The organism is Ramlibacter lithotrophicus (genome assembly GCF_012184415.1).
Classification (GTDB): domain Bacteria; phylum Pseudomonadota; class Gammaproteobacteria; order Burkholderiales; family Burkholderiaceae_C; genus Ramlibacter; species Ramlibacter lithotrophicus.
In genome coordinates, this window is record NZ_VTOX01000005.1 from 1 (window position 1) to 16549 (window position 16549).

General features: G+C 70.1%; 13 protein-coding genes and 1 pseudogene. 2 read left to right on the forward strand and 12 right to left on the reverse strand.

The genetic code is table 11. The features are described from left to right. Nucleotides 1–120, forward strand: a pseudogene (locus RAMLITH_RS25790) (IS30 family transposase); the annotation flags it as partial. 159 nt (nucleotides 121–279) lie between these two features. On the opposite strand, the gene galE reads toward RAMLITH_RS25790, so the two are convergent. From galE to epsA, 8 genes are all read right to left on the reverse strand, one after another. Further along, nucleotides 280–1314 (reverse strand): UDP-glucose 4-epimerase GalE, encoded by a 1035-nt coding sequence (gene galE / locus RAMLITH_RS14525; RefSeq protein WP_168108158.1) that lies wholly within the window; start codon nucleotides 1312–1314, stop codon nucleotides 280–282. A gap of 8 nt (nucleotides 1315–1322) precedes the next feature. Then, nucleotides 1323–2105, reverse strand: a complete 783-nt coding sequence (locus RAMLITH_RS14530) for a WecB/TagA/CpsF family glycosyltransferase (RefSeq protein WP_168108159.1) — start codon at nucleotides 2103–2105, stop codon at nucleotides 1323–1325. After that, on the reverse strand, nucleotides 2089–3036 hold the full coding sequence (gene epsG, locus RAMLITH_RS14535) for a chain length determinant protein tyrosine kinase EpsG (RefSeq protein WP_168108160.1): 948 nt from the start codon (nucleotides 3034–3036) through the stop codon (nucleotides 2089–2091). Before epsG ends, RAMLITH_RS14530 begins: the two co-directional genes overlap by 17 nt. Next, nucleotides 3033–4415: a chain length determinant protein EpsF gene (gene epsF / locus RAMLITH_RS14540; protein ID WP_181017784.1), complete on the reverse strand. Its 1383-nt coding sequence runs from the start codon at nucleotides 4413–4415 to the stop codon at nucleotides 3033–3035. Before epsF ends, epsG begins: the two co-directional genes overlap by 4 nt. Before the next feature lie 19 nt (nucleotides 4416–4434). Then, nucleotides 4435–5247: a polysaccharide export protein EpsE gene (gene epsE / locus RAMLITH_RS14545; protein ID WP_168108161.1), complete on the reverse strand. Its 813-nt coding sequence runs from the start codon at nucleotides 5245–5247 to the stop codon at nucleotides 4435–4437. Nucleotides 5248–5271: 24 nt separating this feature from the next. Continuing rightward, a complete protein-coding gene (locus RAMLITH_RS14550) occupies nucleotides 5272–6609 on the reverse strand; it encodes an outer membrane beta-barrel protein (protein WP_168108162.1) in 1338 nt (445 codons plus the stop codon). Nucleotides 6610–6747: 138 nt separating this feature from the next. Then, on the reverse strand, nucleotides 6748–8175 hold the full coding sequence (locus RAMLITH_RS14555) for an undecaprenyl-phosphate glucose phosphotransferase (protein ID WP_168108163.1): 1428 nt from the start codon (nucleotides 8173–8175) through the stop codon (nucleotides 6748–6750). Then, complete coding sequence (epsA, locus tag RAMLITH_RS14560; RefSeq protein WP_168108164.1) at nucleotides 8168–8956, reverse strand: XrtB/PEP-CTERM-associated transcriptional regulator EpsA; 789 nt, start codon at nucleotides 8954–8956, stop codon at nucleotides 8168–8170. The genes RAMLITH_RS14555 and epsA overlap by 8 nt, the downstream gene beginning before the upstream one ends. Before the next feature lie 653 nt (nucleotides 8957–9609). Between epsA and RAMLITH_RS14565 the strand changes: the two genes are divergently transcribed. Then, nucleotides 9610–10686, forward strand: a complete 1077-nt coding sequence (locus RAMLITH_RS14565; RefSeq protein ID WP_168108165.1) for a glycoside hydrolase family 5 protein — start codon at nucleotides 9610–9612, stop codon at nucleotides 10684–10686. Between the two features lie 15 nt (nucleotides 10687–10701). Here the strand turns inward: RAMLITH_RS14565 and RAMLITH_RS14570 are convergent, their stop codons facing one another. The 4 genes from RAMLITH_RS14570 to RAMLITH_RS14585 are packed head-to-tail and all read right to left on the reverse strand — an operon-like array spanning nucleotide 10702 to nucleotide 16536. Continuing rightward, nucleotides 10702–11640 (reverse strand): dimethyl sulfoxide reductase anchor subunit family protein, encoded by a 939-nt coding sequence (locus RAMLITH_RS14570; RefSeq protein WP_168108166.1) that lies wholly within the window; start codon nucleotides 11638–11640, stop codon nucleotides 10702–10704. Next, a complete protein-coding gene (locus RAMLITH_RS14575; RefSeq protein WP_168108167.1) occupies nucleotides 11637–12347 on the reverse strand; it encodes a 4Fe-4S dicluster domain-containing protein in 711 nt (236 codons plus the stop codon). The genes RAMLITH_RS14570 and RAMLITH_RS14575 overlap by 4 nt, the downstream gene beginning before the upstream one ends. Next, on the reverse strand, nucleotides 12344–15250 hold the full coding sequence (locus RAMLITH_RS14580; protein ID WP_168108168.1) for a molybdopterin oxidoreductase family protein: 2907 nt from the start codon (nucleotides 15248–15250) through the stop codon (nucleotides 12344–12346). Before RAMLITH_RS14580 ends, RAMLITH_RS14575 begins: the two co-directional genes overlap by 4 nt. After that, nucleotides 15250–16536 (reverse strand): OmpP1/FadL family transporter, encoded by a 1287-nt coding sequence (locus RAMLITH_RS14585; RefSeq protein WP_168108169.1) that lies wholly within the window; start codon nucleotides 16534–16536, stop codon nucleotides 15250–15252. The genes RAMLITH_RS14580 and RAMLITH_RS14585 overlap by 1 nt, the downstream gene beginning before the upstream one ends. Between the last annotated feature and the right edge of the window lie 13 nt (nucleotides 16537–16549).

Below are 16549 nucleotides of genomic sequence, written 5' to 3' on the forward strand. Positions count from 1 at the left end.
GGATTCACGCAGGAGCAACTCGATGCAGTGGCAGACAGGCTCAACACCCGTCCTCGCAAGACCCTCGGCTACAGAACGCCAGCGGATAAACTCGCCGAGACCGTTGCAACGACTGGTTGAACCCGCCCCGCAAAAGTTACGCAGAAGCCGCAAAGAAGACAAGGAAATGAAGAGAATTTTTCAATTCTTCTTTCCTGAATTTTCTGCGGCTTCTGCGTAACCTCTGCGGCTTCTGCGTTCGGCTGTCCGCTCCCGCTCCCGCTCCCGCTCCCGCTTCCTCTAACGCGAGACAGCCTCGCCCGCGTCGCGATAGCCGTTCGGATTCGCGCTCTGCCACCGCCATGCGTCCTCGCACATCTGCGCCAGCGTGCGCGTCGCGCGCCAGCCGAGCAGCCGCTGCGCCAGCGCCGGGTCGGCGTAGCACTGCGCGACGTCGCCGGGTCGCCGTGCCACCTGCTGGTACGGCACCGGCCGGCCGCTGGCCGCCTCGAACGCACGCACGACCTCCAGCACGCTGTGGCCGCTGCCGGTGCCCAGGTTCACGGTCAGGCTGCGGCCGCTCTCGATCAGCGTCCTGAGCGCCGCGACGTGGCCTTCGGCCAGGTCGCACACGTGGATGTAGTCGCGCACGCCGGTGCCGTCCGGCGTCGGGTAGTCGCTGCCGAACACCTGCAGGAACGGCCGCTGCCCGGTCGCCACCTGTGCGATGTACGGCATCAGGTTGTTGGGGATGCCCGCCGGGTCCTCGCCGATCAGGCCGCTCGGATGCGCGCCGACCGGATTGAAGTAGCGCAGCGTCGCCACTTTCCACGCGGGTTGCGCCACTTGCTGCGCCGCCAGCATGTCCTCGATCACCAGCTTGGTGTGGCCGTAGGGGTTGGTGTGGCTGCGCGGGAAGTCCTCGCGGATCGGCACGCTCGCCGGGTCGCCATAGACGGTGGCGCTGCTGGAGAACACCAGCGTGTCGCAGCCGGCCGCCTCCATCGCCTGCATCAGGCTGACGGCGCCGCCGAGGTTGTTGCGGTAGTACTTGAGCGGCTTGGCGACGCTCTCGCCCACCGCCTTGTCGCCGGCGAAATGGACCACGCCGCCGACGGCGTGGCGCCGCAGCACCTGTTCGACGAAGGGCGTGTCCAGCACGTCGCCGCGCTCGCACAGCACCGGCTTGCCGGTGATGGCCTGCAGCCGTTCCAGCACGCGCGGATGGCTGTTGGCGAAGTTGTCCAGGATCACGGGCGTGAAGCCGGCCTCGACGAGGGCCACGTACGTGTGGCTGCCGATGTAGCCGGCGCCGCCGGTCAGGAGGATGTTCATGAACGGGATCAGAGTGCCGTGCCGCGATTCGGTCTGGGGGTGCCCGCCGCCAGTGCCAGCGCGCGCGCGATGAACAGGGGATTGCCGATCACGTAGCGCTTGAACAGGCGACTGGGCTCGAGCGCGAGGCGGAACAGCCATTCCAGGCCGGCGCCGCGCATCCAGCGCGGCGCGCGCGAGGTCTTGCCGCCCATGAAGTCGATGATCGCGCCGCCGCAGACGATCAGGCACGGATGGTCGAGCGTCGCGCGCAGTTCGCGCGCCACCTCCTCCTGCCGGGGCATGCCCATGCCCAGCACGATCAGCGCGGGGCCATGGGCCACCGCCAGCCGGACGTACTCGGTCGTCGGCAGGAAGCCATGCGCCGTGTGGCACTCGCTGCCCGCCGCCAGCTCGGCCGTGACCTTCTCCCGCGCCCGCGACAGGTATGGCTCCTCGGTGCCGAACAGCGCGATCGGCCGGCCCGCGTAGCGCCGCAACAGCTTCGGGATCAGGTCGGTGCCGTTGAGGTTCAGGCCCGGATCCAGGTTCAGCAACTTGAGCAGGATCGCCATGCCACTGCCGTCGCGCAGCACCACGTCCGCCGCTCGCAGCGCCTCGAAGAAGTCGCGCGACGACGCCGCCGAATTCATGGCGTGGGCATTGACGAACGCCAGCACCGTCGGCTGCGCCGGCTGCGCCAAGTTGTCCAGCAGCCGGCGCTCGCCGCGTTCCGAATCGATGCGCACCAGCCCGCTCACCAGCTGCCGCCAGTGCCCTTGCCAGCCGCGCGCTTCAACGGCGATGGGCATGGTCGGGCGCTCCGTTGAGCACGGCGCCGACGACGGTGACGCCGAACTGGCGCAGGTCCTCGGACAGGCTGGCCAGCCGCGGCACCGAGCTGCGGTCGCGGCAGGCCACCATCAGCGCCGCGCCGGCTCGCGCGGCGATCGTCCCCGCGTCGGCGCAGGATTCGGCCGCCGGCGTGTCGACCAGGATCACCTCGTAGCTCGAACGCAGCGCCGAGATCAGGCGAGGAAAGCCCGGCCGCGCCAGCAGCTCCTGCGGGTTGGGCGGCACGGCGCCGGCCGGCAGCAGCCACAGGCCGGGCACGGCCTTGACTTCGCTCACGGCTTCCCAGCCGGCGCGGCCGGCCAGGAGCGCCGAGAGGCCGACGCGCCCGGGCACGCCGAACATCTGGTGCTGGCGCGGACGCCGCAGGTCGGCGTCGATGAGGATCGTGCGCTTGCCCAGTTGCGAGAACAGCACCGCCAGGTTGGCGGCGATCCAGCTGCGGCCCTCCCCGGCGCCGGGACTGACCACGGCCAGCGCGGCCTGGCGCTCGTCGTTCTCGAACCAGCGCAGCATCAGCTGGCTGCGCAGCGCCCGCAGGTGTTCCACGGCGTCGCTGTCGGGGTCGGTCGCGGCGACCAGTTCCGGCGCGAGGCCGGAATCGGGTGCCAGCGCGGAATGGCCGAACTGCGCCGCGAGCACCTGGTGCACGTCGTCGTCACCGAGCAGGCCGAGCGCCACGCCGGCGGCGCCGAACGGCAACCCGGCGCGGGTCTGGTAGTCGAGGATGCGCTGCACGTCCTCGGGGGCGAGCCGGCCGGACTCGACCAGCATGCGCCCCATCGGCTGCGCGGGCTCGCGCGTCGCGAGGCTGAAATCCATGTCGCCGCGCGCCGCCAGGCTGAGGTCGGTCTCGGAGCGTTGGGGCAGCGGATACACCTGGCTGTTCATGCAAGGCTCCTTTGGGGGGTGAGCGCCAGCCGGCGCGGGGCGTCCGCGAGGCGCAGCGGCGAAATGCGCGACCTGGGTGCGGGCACGACGCCCAGGATCGGCAGCTGGGTGACCATCTCGAGGTCCTCCACCGAGCGCACGCGGCGGTTGGCCAGTTCGGCCAGCAGCGCGCCGGCCATGCCGAGCAGCAGGCCGCCGCCCAGGGCGACCAGCATGGCCTGCAGCGGCGTGGGGCCGCTCGGCTCGAGCGGTTCGACGGCCGAGCCCAGGAACAGCACGTTGCTCTGGGTCGACAGGCTTTGCAGGCGCGACTGCGCCGCGCTCGCGCTGACGGTCTCGAACGCCTTCTGGGCGGAATCGACTTCCCGCTGCAGCACGCTCAATTCGCCGCGCTGCTTGTTGGTGGCCAGCACTCGTGCCTTCTGGGCCGCCAGCGCTTCCTGCAGGTCCCGCACCCGGTTGGCGCTGGCCTGGCTGGAGACGGCGGCCGCGGCGCCCAGGCGCGAGCTTTCCGACGCCAGCCGGCCCCGCATGGCGCGCAGCTCGGCTTCCATCTGCTGCATCTTGGGATGGTTGGGGCCCATGGTGGCGGAGGCCTCCTGGACCTTGGATTCCAGCTTGGCGACGTCGGCGCGCATGTTGTTCACCAGCGGGCTCTGCAGCACCTCGGTGGACGCTTCGCCGGCGCCGGCGCGGCGCCGGCCCTGCGCCACCATCAGCTGGGCCGACAGCTCGGCCAGGCGGGCCGTCTCGTAGTCGCCCTGCTCGTTGCTGGAGATGATGCCGGCCTTTTCCTGGAACGCGGACAGCTTCGTCTGCGCCTGCTCCAGGCGCTCGCGGGCGGCGGCAACCTGCTGGTCGAACCACTCGGAATAGCGCTTGGCCGGGGCCGTCTTCAGGTTGAGGTTGGTGTCGAGGTAGGCCTGCGCGAACGCGTTGGCTACGCGCGCGGCCTCGGACGGGCTGCGGCCGATCCACGAGATGTTGATGATGTTGCTTTCGCGGGCCGGCTTGACGTCCAGCTGGCGCTGGATGGCGTTCACGATCCACTGCTGAGGCGACGACCTCTTGCTCGCCTGCTCGCGCAGCCGCAGCATCGGCTGCTGGTCGGCCGGCAGCATCTCCACCACGCGCTCGGCCACCCGGTCGCTCTTGACGATGTCGATCTGGGTCGAGATGTAGCCGGGCGAGACCATGCCCTGCAGCGGCGTGGTCCCGGTCGGGTCGGTGCGCACGTCGACCAGCACCGGGGCCCGCGCCACGTAGGTCGCCGGGCGCAGGACGACCCAGGCGAGTGCGAGCGCGAGCGTCGCCAGCAGGATCAGCCCTGCCAGGCCGCGCCGCGCGCGCATGATCGAAAAGAATTGATGCAGACTCATCGGTGCTCCCTGGGACTCTTCAGAACAGGCTTTCCTTGACGAACAGGACGTCGCCGGGAAGGACGGGGTCGGTCAGCCGCGGCTCCAGCTGGACGACGGTGCCGTCCGGGCGCGTGCGGTTCAGGCGCACCCTCTCGCTGCCGCGATTGGTGGGGCCGCCGCCCTGGGCCAGGGCCTGCAGCACCGTCATCCCGCGCTCGATGCGGTAGGTGCCGGGGCGCTGCGCCTCGCCGTAGATGTAGAAGGTCGGAGCCTTGTTCACGTAGAGCGTGTCGCCGGGCTGCAGCAGGATGTCGTCGGCCGAGCGGTCGCCCTTGAATAAGTTGGGAATGTCGATGGACTTGCGGAACGGCTTGCCGTCGCGGTTGCCGCTGATGACGAGGACGTCGTCGCCGGTCGGCGTGACGCCGCCGGCCGCCGCGAGCATGTCGCTCACGCGGACGGTCGTGGTTTCCAGCGGGAAGCGGCCCGGCCGCTGCACCTGGCCGAGCACCGTCACCTGGTTGCCGCGCACCTGCAGCAGCACGATGTTGACCTGCGGCTGCTTGAGGATCTGCTTCTTCTGCAGCGCGTCGGCGATCTTCTTCTCGGCCTGGGAGATGCTCATGCCGCCGATCGGAACGCTGCCGACCAGCGGGTAGCTGATCGAGCCGCTTTCCGACACCCGTGCCTCCAGCGTCAGGTCCGGGTTCTGGTAGACCTGGACCTTGATGGCGTCGCCGGGCGAGAGCTTGTACTCCGGCGCGGCGGCCGCGGCGCTGTCCTGCGCCGACGCGAGCGTGGCGCAGACAGCGAAGACGAGCGCTATTGCTGATCGGAACAGGTGTGGCATGAGCAATCTCCCTTCATATGACCTCTAGAAAAATGCCTTCACGGCGGCCCCCACGGTGGTGTTGCGGTAGCCGGCGTTCAGGTTGGACTTCTGCCGCTCGCCGCGGATGTAGCCGGACACGGCGAGCCAGCGCCGCGGTTCCCACTCCACGCCTGCGGAGAGCATGCGGATGGATTCGTTGCGCCCGACCTCGCGCGAGCCGCCCGGAACGTCCTTCCAGTCGCGCGAGATGTAGTCGTAGCGTGCGTTGACGGCGATCAGCGACGTGGCCTTCCAGACCGGGCCGACGAAGAAGCGGTTGCTCTGGACGTGGCCACCGGTGGCCAGGCCCGTCGCCGTCAGGTCGCGGCTGACGCCGGCCAGCACGCGGGTCTTGCCGGTCACGTCCCAGGACACGGCGGCGCTGCCGACGATGCCGCTGAAGTCGCGCTGCGTGCCGGTGTCGTGGCTGCGGTCCAGGTGCGCCAGGCGTGCTTCCACCGCCGTCTTCCCGGTCACGGGCCACTTGAGGACGACGTCGAACTCGTCTTCCTCGAAGTCGCCGCGCGAAGCGCCGGGCGTCGGATCCGTGTACTCGCCATCGCCGCGGCGATAGCGCGCGGTGAGCGAGGTGCCGGAGCCGAGCTCGTACCCAACGCCGACGCGGCCGCTGCTGACTTCGGGGCTGGCGTCCCAGGTCGCGGGCTGGTCGCTGCTGGCCTTGCTGTGCGAGACCCCGGCCAGCAGCCGCAGCCGGGCGCCCGCTTCGTAGACGCCCTCGAGCACTTCGTTGCGTTCGGTGCGCCGGCCGACGCGGTTCACGAGCGCGACCGGGTCGGTGGCGACCTCGCGGTACTGCTTGCGGTCGGCGCTGGCCACGCCATGGAAGCGCGGCGTCAGAGCCCAGTCCCAGGCCAGCGAGTAATTGACGACGTTGTAGTCCAGGTCGGACTGCTTGTCGTACTTGTAGGTGTTGGCTTCGACGTCGGCGCGCAGGCGCTGCAGGCCGAAGCGGCGGTCGGCGCGCAGACCGACACCGAGGATGAACGCGGTGTCCGAAACGCCGCCGCCCGGCGTGCGCAGCACGTTGCTGTCGTGTTCGACGCCGGCCATGGCCCGCAGCTGGAATGGCGGGCTCTCCTGGTCTGAGACCGTGGAGGCCTGGGTGCCGGCCGGCTGGAAGCCGCCGCCGGCCGGATACCAGATGCTGCCCGGATACGGCATGCCCGCGGGCTGCGACGGCGTCGCCGGCAGCGTGGGCGTGGTCGGCACCGACGGCGCCGACGGTTGCGAGGCGGCCGGTGCCTGGGCGTGCACCGCCAGCGGCAGCACGCAGACCGATGCCACCGCGAGCAGGGGGCTGATGGTGAGATGTTTCTTCAAGGGAGTCCTCGCGCTTTCTTCTGAAGCGTCCCGTGCGCCGGGGCATGCGCCCATCGACTGCGCGCCATTCGGCATCGCATTGATGGGGATCTTCGCGTACACCCGGGTTCTCACCAATGGCTCCGTCGGACTAGTGGGCTAGTAGGCGGCGCTGTCCTGGAAGACCAGGCGTACGGTCTTCCAGATTATGTACAGGTCGAGTCGCAGCGACCAGTTGCGCAGGTAGTCGAGATCGCAGTGGATGCGGGCCTCCATCTTCTCCAGCGAATCGGTCTCGCCGCGGAAGCCGTTCACCTGCGCCCAGCCCGTGATGCCGGGCTTGACCTTGTGGCGCACCATGTAGCTCTTGATCAGCGGGCGATAGAGCTCGTTGTGCGCGACGGCGTGGGGACGCGGGCCGACGATGCTCATGCGGCCCTGCAGGACGTTGACGAACTGCGGCAGTTCGTCCATCGACGTCTTGCGCAGGATCGCGCCGATGCGGGTCACCCGCGCGTCGTTCTTGCGCGCCTGCTGGATCTGGCCGCCGTCCTCGGTGACGGTCATCGACCGGAACTTGTAGACGATGATCTCCTCGCCGTCGAGGCCGTAGCGGCGCTGGCGGAAGATGACCGGTCCCGGCGAGCTCAGCTTGACGGCGATCGCCACGCCGAGCATCACGGGGGAGATCAGCACCAGGATGATCGAGGCGAGCACCACGTCGCTGATCCGCTTGAGCACCCCGGCCGGGCCGCGGAACGGCGTCTCGCACACCGAGATCACCGGCAGCCCGCAGACGGAGTCGCTGCGGCCCTGGATCAGGTCGGTCACGAACATGTCGGGCACGAAGTAAACCGACGCGGTGGTGTCCTTGAGCGCGTCGAGCAGTTCCTTGATGCGCGGCTGCGACGCCATCGGCAGCGACAGGTAGATCAGGTTGATGCGGTTGGACTTCACGAACCCGGCGATCTCGGCCAGGCGCCCGAGGTGGCGGTGCCGGTCGCGGCCGTGCTGCCGGTCGGGGGTGCGGTCGTCGAAGAAGCCGACCAGCTCGATGCCGGCATCGGCGGCCGCGGCGAGCCGATCGGCCAGCGAGCAGCCCTGCTCGTTCATGCCCACCACGACGGCGCGCAGCGCCGGCCCCTGCAGCCGCACGAGGTGCGGCGCGGCCCGCCGCAGCGCCCAGTGGGCGCCGAGCTGCGCCACCGGCGCGAACCACAGCCAGTTGAAGACGATCGCCGGGTCGAACAGCGACATCTGCCCGGTGGCGAAGCCCATCAGCAGCAGCAGCCCGGCGATCCAGAGCCAGCTGAGCAAGGTGCCGGCGACGACGCGGGACGGCGACAGCCGCAACTGGCGCCGGCCCGGGAACGCCAGCGCGAACACGACGATCGACGCGATCAGCCACGCGGGGCCGAGGTCGTCTTCGTGGAACCACACCAGCAACCACAGCGACAGCACCGTGACCAGCGGCTCGAGCACCGCCTCCAGCGCCTGCAGCAGCCGGTTCTGCCCCAGCACGGGCACCGTCGGAATCGGCGGGACGTGCGGTGCGGCAATGGCCATCATCGGATCGGCTTCACGCATACGCGGTCATGCGGGTGAGTTTGGCGACGGCTTGCGCCCGGTTGGTGACATCGAGCTTGGTGAAGATGCTCTTCATGTGGTTCTTCACGGTGAACTCGCTGATGCTCAGGATGCAGCCGATCTCGGGATTGGTCTTGCCCAGCGCCACCCAGTCCATGATCTGGCGCTCGCGCTCGCTGAGCGCCGCCGGCTTGACGCTGCTGGTGTGCACGCCGTCGCGGTCGCAGGCCGCCTGGCGCACCGGCGCGGGCGGAATGCGCCGCAGCGCCGTGTCGATGAAAGGCAGCAGGAGCTTCAGGGCCGTGCCGCCGCCCGGGCGGATGGCGGTGTGCGTGCTCAGCGCCGCGAAGATGCGCTCGCCGCCGCGCACGCCGTCGGCCGTGCCGTGCACGAGCGCCGTGCGCATGCTGGCGATGGCCTGGGTCGAGGCCCAGCTGCAGCGGCCCAGCAACTGCTGGCAGCCGGTGATATCCACCTGGCAAGGCGCCTGCTGCGCGGCCACCCAGCAGTCGCGGAAGTAGCTGATCAGGGGCGCGATGCAGGCGGGCGTGAAGTTGTGGGAGCGCAGCCCGGCCACGCTGGACACGATGTCGTAGTGCAGTTCACCGGACCGGAAGTCGCCCCAGCCGACCAGCATGGCGTCGTGCGCGAGCCACTGCTGCACGTCGCCCTGCAACCACTGCCAGAGCTCGGCATGGGTGGCGACGGCGGCGCCCTGGCCGGCGATCTCGAGGAATTTCGCCGGGTCGCGCTCGGGGAGGGGAGATGTGATGTTGTTCATGACGAAGGGCTGGCTCGCACGTGAAAAATGCTGTGCTTCGAGGGAGCCCACTGTAAGAACCGCGTCGATTTTGTTGGTGTGGGAAACACGGTGTTCTTCATGTAGGACGAGCCCCATAGCCGGGAATCAGGTGCAGACGACATCACAAGCCGCCGGGGCGGACGTCATCGAAAGTGCTCGTCCCGTGTGCGTGTCGGAAGTGTCTGGCGGCAATACGCATGCCCGAAACAGACGGACACACCGACGGCGCGGAACCCCCGCCGATCACGACGCAGCGCGGCCCGGCGGCTCAGCCGCAATTCGCACGCCGTTTACACGCGGCCGGCCAATGGCGCGCCTCGCGACGGAAGTTACAGAAACCTGGCGCAAGGCCGCGTCGCGAACTGCCAACGAAGCGCCCGTCCGACGCGCCGCCCGGAGCCGCGGCGTGGTCCTGTCAGCCCGCAGCGGCGCCCGCTGGCGTGTGACCGGCGTCACAGTACGGCGTGGGCGGCGCGCCACGGTGCGGCGCCGGCAGGCTGCGTGCCGACCGGGGGACTGTAGGACGACGCCGCAAGGCACGGCGATTTCCTTGCGGGGCCGGTACCCCGCACAGCAGAATGCGGCGCCGCCGCCCGGTCGCCCCGGTGCGCGTCACAGCGACTTCTCGACCCATGCTCCGAACCTTTCCTGCCAAGCTCCTTCTCGCCGCCGCCACCGTCGCCACGTTCGGCGCCGCCGCGGCCCAGCCTTCCCGGCGCGACGCCGTGCCGCCGCCCTCCTGCACGGCCGTCACCCGGCAGACCTGCGCCACCGCGCAGGCGCTGGGACGCGGCATCAACCTCGGAAACATGCTCGAAGCCCCGCGCGAAGGCGACTGGGGCGTGCGCCTGGAACCCGCCTACATCGACAAGGTCGCCGGCGCCTTCGGCACCGTCCGCGTGCCCGTGCGATGGAGCAACCATGCGGCGCCGACGGCGGACGCCAGGCTCGACGAGGCGTTCGCGAAACGCGTGGACCAGGTGGTGGATGCGCTGCTGGCCAAGGGCGTGTACGTGATCATCAACATGCATCACTACAACCAGCTGTCCGGCACCGCGTTGCACCCGAACGAAATAGAGGTCGATCCGGCAGTGCTGGAAACGCGCCTGGTCAACATGTGGCGGCAGATCGCGCAGCGCTACCGGGACCGGTCGCCCAGGCTGCTCTTCGAGCTGCTCAACGAGCCCCACGGGCGCCTCAACGGCGAGCCCTGGAACACGCTGGCGCCCAGGGTGCTGGGGGCGGTGCGCGCCACCAATCCGTCTCGCACCGTGCTGATCGGCCCCGGCGAATGGAACAGCGTCTACGAGCTGAAGAAGCTGCGGCTGCCGCCGGACCGCAACATCATCGTCTCGATCCACAACTACGACCCGTTCAACTTCACGCACCAGGGCGTGGAGCATCTGGCCAAGCCGTTCCCCCTGGGCACGACCTGCTGCGACGCGACGCAGCGCAAGGCGATCACCGACGCGCTCGACACCGCCCGCGGCTGGAGCGCCGCGAACGGCTATCCGCTGCACCTGGGCGAGTTCGGCACCTACGAGAAGGTCGACATGCCCTCTCGGGTGGCGTACACGCGGTTCGTGCGCGACGAAGCCGAGCGGCGCGGCATTCCATGGACCTTCTGGGAATTCGCCTCGGAGTTCGGCGTGTGGTCGCCCAAGACCGGCGAGTGGATCGAGCCGCTGCGGCGGGCGCTGCTGGATTAGGGCCGGCCCGCCGGGTCAGGACACCCGCTGGTAGAAGATGTTCTGCGGGTGCCGCGCCTGGGCGAAGAACACCCAGCGCTCGGCCACCAGCCCCGCCGCCTGCACGGCGACGGCGGCGAGCAGGGGCAGGGCCGAGCCGGTGCGCCAGCCCCAGGCCACCAGCACCAGCGGCACGGCGAACCCGAACAGCATCGCGGCCCATTTCACGCGCCGCAGCGCCTGCGCGCCGAGGCGATGGAAGAACTCGCGCGTGTTGAAACTCCCAGCCGACATGCCCATCGACATCTGCACCAGGCGCCTGGCGTCGATGCCGGTGGCCGACTGGATGGTCGAGCGTGGCCTGAGCGCCGCGTTGCGGCGCAGGCTCGCCAGACGGCCCAGCGCCGCGGCGACCGTGAGCAGGACGGCGGCCGGCCCGGCCCCCGCGAGCAGGCGCGACTCGCCAGCCAGCGCCGCCAGCCCGGCGGCCAGCACGGCGCCGGACGCGAGCCCGATCAGCAGGTAATTGAGCAGCGTCAGCGGATGCGCCCATTCCTGGATGAAGCGGATGCCGGCGTAGATCATTCCCGTGCACAGCCACAGCAGCAGCGACAGGACGATGGTCGCGAGCGCGAACAGCGCCCCGGCCGGCGGCCCGGCGCGCCCCGTGACCAGCGCCAGCCACCACAACGCGAGCACGCCCATCAGCGCTGGCAGCGCGAGCACCTCGCGCGACAGCCACGAAGTGCGCCACATCGCCGCCGCCCGCCAGGCGCGCAACGGCCGCGCCAGGTGGAAGAACGAGGCGACGAGCCCGATCGCCAGCAGCCCGAACGAGAGGGCGATGGCAGTCGACAGGAAGGCGCCGGCCGCCGGCAGTGCCCCCGCCAGGACGGCGACGGCAACGCACACGGCCAGCCCCTGGCCGAAGCCGGCCAGCACGGTGAAGAAGACGACGGACCAGGCTGGGTTCATGGCTGGGGTTCGGACTGCGGTTGCGCCGCCGGTGAGCGGCGCGGCAGGTAGCGGTTGGCGGGCCGGGTGCCCCACTCCGGCATCAGCTCGTAGCCGCCGCGTTCGGCGATCGCGGTCGACACGGGCGAGCGCGGGTCGTTGACGTCGCCGAACAGGCGCGCGCCGGTGGGGCAGGCTTTCACGCAGGCGGGCTGGCGGTCGGCTTCGGGCAGCCCGCGGTCGTAGATGCGGTCGACGCACAAGGTGCACTTGGTCATCACGCGCATTTCTTCGTCGAACTCGCGGGCCCCGTACGGACACGCCCACGAGCAGTACTTGCAGCCTATGCACTTGTCGTAGTCCACCAGCACGATGCCGTCTTCCTTGCGCTTGTAGCTGGCGCCGGTCGGGCACACCGGCACGCAAGGCGGGTCCTGGCAATGCAGGCAGCTCTTGGGGAAGTGCACCGTGTCGGTGGCCGGGAAGGTGCCGGCCTCGTAGGTCTGCACCCGGTTGAAGAAGGTGCCGGTCGGCTGCGCGCCGTACGCCGACTGGTCGGACAGCGGGCCGGCCGCGCCCGACGTGTTCCACTGCTTGCACGAGGTCACGCACGCATGGCAGCCGACGCACACGTCCAGGTCGATCACCAGGGCCAGCTGGCGCGCGAGCGTCGGCTCTGGCCGCTCGCGCACGCCGCCCGCCTCCGTGCGCCAGTCGCGCGCGTTCATCGGCTCCTCCTGCCGGCGAAGTAGGCCAGCCACGCCGGCGGCCGGGCGCGGGTGCCGGGCACGGCCGGCATCGCCGCCACCTGCGGATACGTTTCGTGCGGCTCGCCGCCCGCGGCCGGGCGCAGGCGCACCCGCACGTCGTACCAGCCGGCCTGGCCGGTGACCGGGTCGCTGTTGCTGACGATCGAGCGCGGCGAACCCGGCGCCGGCAGCTCGCTGGAGATCAGGTGATTGAGCAGGAAACCCTGGCGCGACTCGTCGGCGTCGTCGGCCAGCCGCCACGCGCCGCGGCCCTTGCCGATCGCGTTCCAGGTCCACACCGTCCCAGGCTCCACGGCCTCGCTGTAGCGCAGCTGGCAGCGCACCCGGCCCCACTGGCTCTCGACCCAGGCCCAGCCGCCGTCGGCGACGCCGGCGGCGCGCGCCGTCGCCGGGTGCGCGTGCAGCCAGTTGTGGCTGTGGATCTGCCGCAGCCAGGCATTCTGCGAGTCCCACGAGTGGTACATCGCCATCGGCCGCTGGGTGACGGCATTGAGCGGGTAGGCGCCGCGGTCGGTCGCGCCGTCTTCCAGCGGCGGATACCAGAACGGCAGCGGGTCGAAATACGTTGCGATGCGCTCGCGCAGGTGCGGCGGCGGCTGCCGCCCTGTCGACTTGCCTTGCGCGGCAAGCCGGAATCCCTGCAGGACATCGGAATAGATCGCCAGCTGGATGGGGTCGTTCTTCTGGCGCCAACCCTTGGCCTGCGCAAAGTCCAGGTAGGCCCGGTTCCAGTTGCGCATGTACTGCATGTCCTCGGGCAGGTGGTGCTGGAAGACGCAGTTGTTGGCCGCGTACATCTCCCACTGCTTCGGGTTGGGCGCGCCGCGCAGCGGCTCGGTGCCTTCGCTGCCGCGCCAGCCCATGAGAAAGCCGACGCCGGGCTGCGCCTCGAAGTTGACGATGAAGTCCTGGTAGCCGCTGAACTTGCGGCCGCCCTGCGCCGTCGTGAACGCCGGCAGCTTCAGGCGCGAGGCGAGTTCCACCAGCACTTCCTGGAACGGCTTGCAGCCCGGTGGCGGCGCCACCACCGGGACCCGCACCGAGTCGACCGGGCCGTCGAACTCGGAGATCGGGCGGTCCAGCATGCTCATCACGTCGTGCCGCTCCAGGTACGTGGTGTCGGGCAGCACCAGGTCGGCGAAGGCGACGGTCTCGCTCTGGAAGGTGTCGCACACCGCCAGGAACGGGATCATGTAGCCGCCGTCTGCGTCCTTGCGCGTGAGCAGCTCGCGCGTGGCCAGCGGGTCCATGCTGGAGTTCCAGGCCATGTTGGCCATGAACAGCAGCAGCGTGTCGATGCGGTACGGGTCGCCCCGGGCGGCATTGGCGATCACGTTGTGCATCAGGCCGTGGGCGGCCAGCGGGTACTCCCACGAGAACGCGTGGTCGATACGCAAAGGCGTGCCGTCGGGCAGCACGGCCAGTTCCTCGGGGCTGGCGGGAAAGCCCAGCGGCGCGGCATTCAAGGGCGTGTTCGGTTGCACCTGCTCCGGCGAATTGAATGGCCGGTAATTGGGAACGATGTGGCGCGGGTACGGCGCCTTGTGGCGAAAGCCCCCGGGCGCGTCGATGGTGCCGAGCACCGACATCAGCACCGCCAGCGCACGCACGGTCTGGAAACCGTTCGAGTGCGCCGCCAGGCCGCGCATGGCGTGGAACGCGACCGGGCGCGCCGGCGTCGTCTCGTGCCGGCGGCCCCACGCATCGATCCAGGGGATCGGCAGTTCGAACGCCTGGTGCAGCGCCGTCTCGCCCATTTCGCGCGCCAGCTGTGCGATGCGCTCGGCCGGGATGCCGGTGATCGCCGACGCCCACGCGGGTGTGCAGTCCGCAACGCGCTCGACCAGCAACTGGAACGCGGTCGCCACCCGGGTGCCGTCGGCCAGCGTGAACCGCCCTTCCAGCGCCGGATCGGCGGCGCCGGCGACGCCCTCGGGATATGCAGCGATGGCCCGGCCCGCCGCGAGGTCCCACACCAGCTTGTTGTGGGGATGGCGGCCGTCGGGCGGCGGGCCGGCCGCCGGGTCGAAAGCGAACAGCCCTTCGCGCTCGCCCTCGTCCAGCACCACCAGCTGCGGCGCGTTGGTGAAGCGCTTGAGGAAGGCGCGGTCGACCAGGTCGTTGGCGACCAGCTCGTGCAGCAGCGCCATCAGCAACGCCCCGTCGGTGCCCGGCCTGATCGGGATCCACTCGTCCGCGATCGCCGAGTAGCCGGTGCGCACCGGGTTGACCGAGATGAAGCGGCCGCCGCCGCGCTTGAAGCGCGAGAGCGCCGCCTTGAGCGGGTTGCTGTGGTGGTCCTCGGCCGTGCCGAGCATCACGAACAGCTTCGCGTGCTCCAGGTCGGGGCCGCCGAACTCCCAGAAACTGCCGCCGACCGAATAGATCATGCCGGCGGCCATGTTGACCGAGCAGAAGCCGCCGTGCGCCGCGTAATTGGGCGTGCCGAACTGGCGCGCGAAGAGGCCGGTGAGCGCCTGCATCTGGTCGCGCCCGGTGAACAGGGCGAACTGCTTCGGGTCGGTCGCACGGACGCGCGACAGTCGTTCCTCCAGGATCGCGAAGGCGCGGTCCCACGAGATCGGCTCGAACTCGCCGGCGCCGCGCTCGCTGCCCCGCTTGCGCAGGAGCGGTTGCGTCAGCCGCGCCGGCGACAGCTGCTTCATGATCCCCGACGACCCCTTGGCGCAGATCACGCCCTTGTTGATCGGGTGCGCCGGGTTGCCGTCGATGTAGCGGATCTCGCCGTCCCGCAGGTGCACCCGGATTCCGCAGCGGCAGGCGCACATGTAGCAGGTGGTCGTCTTCACCTGCGTGCCCGCCGCCGCGAACGGCGGTCCCAGCGGGTCGTGCAGCGGCATCAGAACTTCTTGCCCCACGACAGGCCGGCGGAGAACTGCCGCATGCGCACGGTTTCGCTGCCGCCTCCACCGGGTCCGAACATCGCGTCCATCAGCGAGGGCCCGGTGACGCTGACCCGCGGCGCGTACATGAAGGCGGCGGTGATCTCGCTGTTGCCGGCCATCGCGTAGGTGAAGCCGGCCGTGTAGTGGCTCTTCATCACGCCGGGCGCCAGGATGTTGAAGCTCACGTCCGCCGGCTGGACCGGGTTCTCGCTGCGGTTGTAGCCGGCGCGCACGGTCCACTGGGGCGTCATCTGCCAGGCCGCCCCCAGGATGAACACGTCGATGTCGCGCCAGCCGAAGCCGGGGCCGCCGGGCGCGCCCAGCGGCGCCTGCGGCATGCTGGCACGGCCGACCGAGGGGACTCCTGAGTAATTGATGCGCTCGTAGTCCGCGGCCACCGTCCAGTTGGGCGCCGGCCGGAAGGCGACGCCGAGCCCGAAGTGCCCGGGGATGTCGAAGTCGCCGTTGTTGGCGAACAGGCCCCGGTACTTGTCGAACTCGCTCATGCGCATGCGCGGCGCGTAGGCGAGCCCCAGGTCGAAGTTGTCCGTGAGCCGGCCGAAGTAGCCCAGACGCACGCCGACGCCGCGCGAGCTGTCGCTGCCAACGTTGGTGACGTTCCCCGGCGCCTGCGAGAAGCCCGGCATGCCCGCGAACGCGTGGATGCCCTCGGCCTTGAAGCGCTGCCAGCCCAGCAGCAGCGAGGCCCCGACCGAGTGACGCTCGTTGAACTTGTACGCCACTGTCGGTGCCACGATCAGCTGCATCAGGTCGACGCCGAGGCTGCCCTGGCCGCACAGGATGTTGGCCGGACCCTGGCCGCAGTTGAAGCCGCCGCCGGGATAGTCGGTATTCATGCCGCCGTTGCCGTAGACGGTGACGCCGACCGACAGGTTGTTGCCGATCATCCGGTTGTAGCCGCCTTCGGGCACGAGGAACCACTCGCTGTCGCTCTCCACGAAGCCGTTGAGCGAAGGCATCGCGGCGCCAGTTCGCCGGGCATCGCGCCGCGGGCTGAAGAGGTTGACGCCGACGTCGAAGCGGTTGCCCGACCACACCATGCTCGCCGGGTTGGTGGCGCCGCCCATGCTGTCCTGCGCCATGGCGGTGGACGCGCCGCCCATGCCCAGGGCCTTCATCCCGTAGCCGTGCGGAAAGTAGCCGTTCGTCGCCAGGGCCGGGCCGGCCGCCAGTGCGGCCGCGAACGGCGCGAGCCTGGCAAGTCCCTTCAGGATCGTCATGGGTTGTCTCCTC

What these genes read in the sequence shown, in the direction of transcription:
- galE (WP_168108158.1), bottom strand. Translation starts at nt 1,314, where the DNA reads ATGAACATCCTCCTGACCGGCGGCGCCGGCTACATCGGCAGCCACACG.
- RAMLITH_RS14530 (WP_168108159.1), bottom strand. Translation starts at nt 2,105, where the DNA reads ATGCCCATCGCCGTTGAAGCGCGCGGCTGGCAAGGGCACTGGCGGCAG.
- epsG (WP_168108160.1), bottom strand. Translation starts at nt 3,036, where the DNA reads ATGAACAGCCAGGTGTATCCGCTGCCCCAACGCTCCGAGACCGACCTC.
- epsF (WP_181017784.1), bottom strand. Translation starts at nt 4,415, where the DNA reads ATGAGTCTGCATCAATTCTTTTCGATCATGCGCGCGCGGCGCGGCCTG.
- epsE (WP_168108161.1), bottom strand. Translation starts at nt 5,247, where the DNA reads ATGCCACACCTGTTCCGATCAGCAATAGCGCTCGTCTTCGCTGTCTGC.
- RAMLITH_RS14555 (WP_168108163.1), bottom strand. Translation starts at nt 8,175, where the DNA reads ATGCGTGAAGCCGATCCGATGATGGCCATTGCCGCACCGCACGTCCCG.
- epsA (WP_168108164.1), bottom strand. Translation starts at nt 8,956, where the DNA reads ATGAACAACATCACATCTCCCCTCCCCGAGCGCGACCCGGCGAAATTC.
- RAMLITH_RS14565 (WP_168108165.1), top strand. Translation starts at nt 9,610, where the DNA reads ATGCTCCGAACCTTTCCTGCCAAGCTCCTTCTCGCCGCCGCCACCGTC.
- RAMLITH_RS14570 (WP_168108166.1), bottom strand. Translation starts at nt 11,640, where the DNA reads ATGAACCCAGCCTGGTCCGTCGTCTTCTTCACCGTGCTGGCCGGCTTC.
- RAMLITH_RS14575 (WP_168108167.1), bottom strand. Translation starts at nt 12,347, where the DNA reads ATGAACGCGCGCGACTGGCGCACGGAGGCGGGCGGCGTGCGCGAGCGG.
- RAMLITH_RS14580 (WP_168108168.1), bottom strand. Translation starts at nt 15,250, where the DNA reads ATGCCGCTGCACGACCCGCTGGGACCGCCGTTCGCGGCGGCGGGCACG.
- RAMLITH_RS14585 (WP_168108169.1), bottom strand. Translation starts at nt 16,536, where the DNA reads ATGACGATCCTGAAGGGACTTGCCAGGCTCGCGCCGTTCGCGGCCGCA.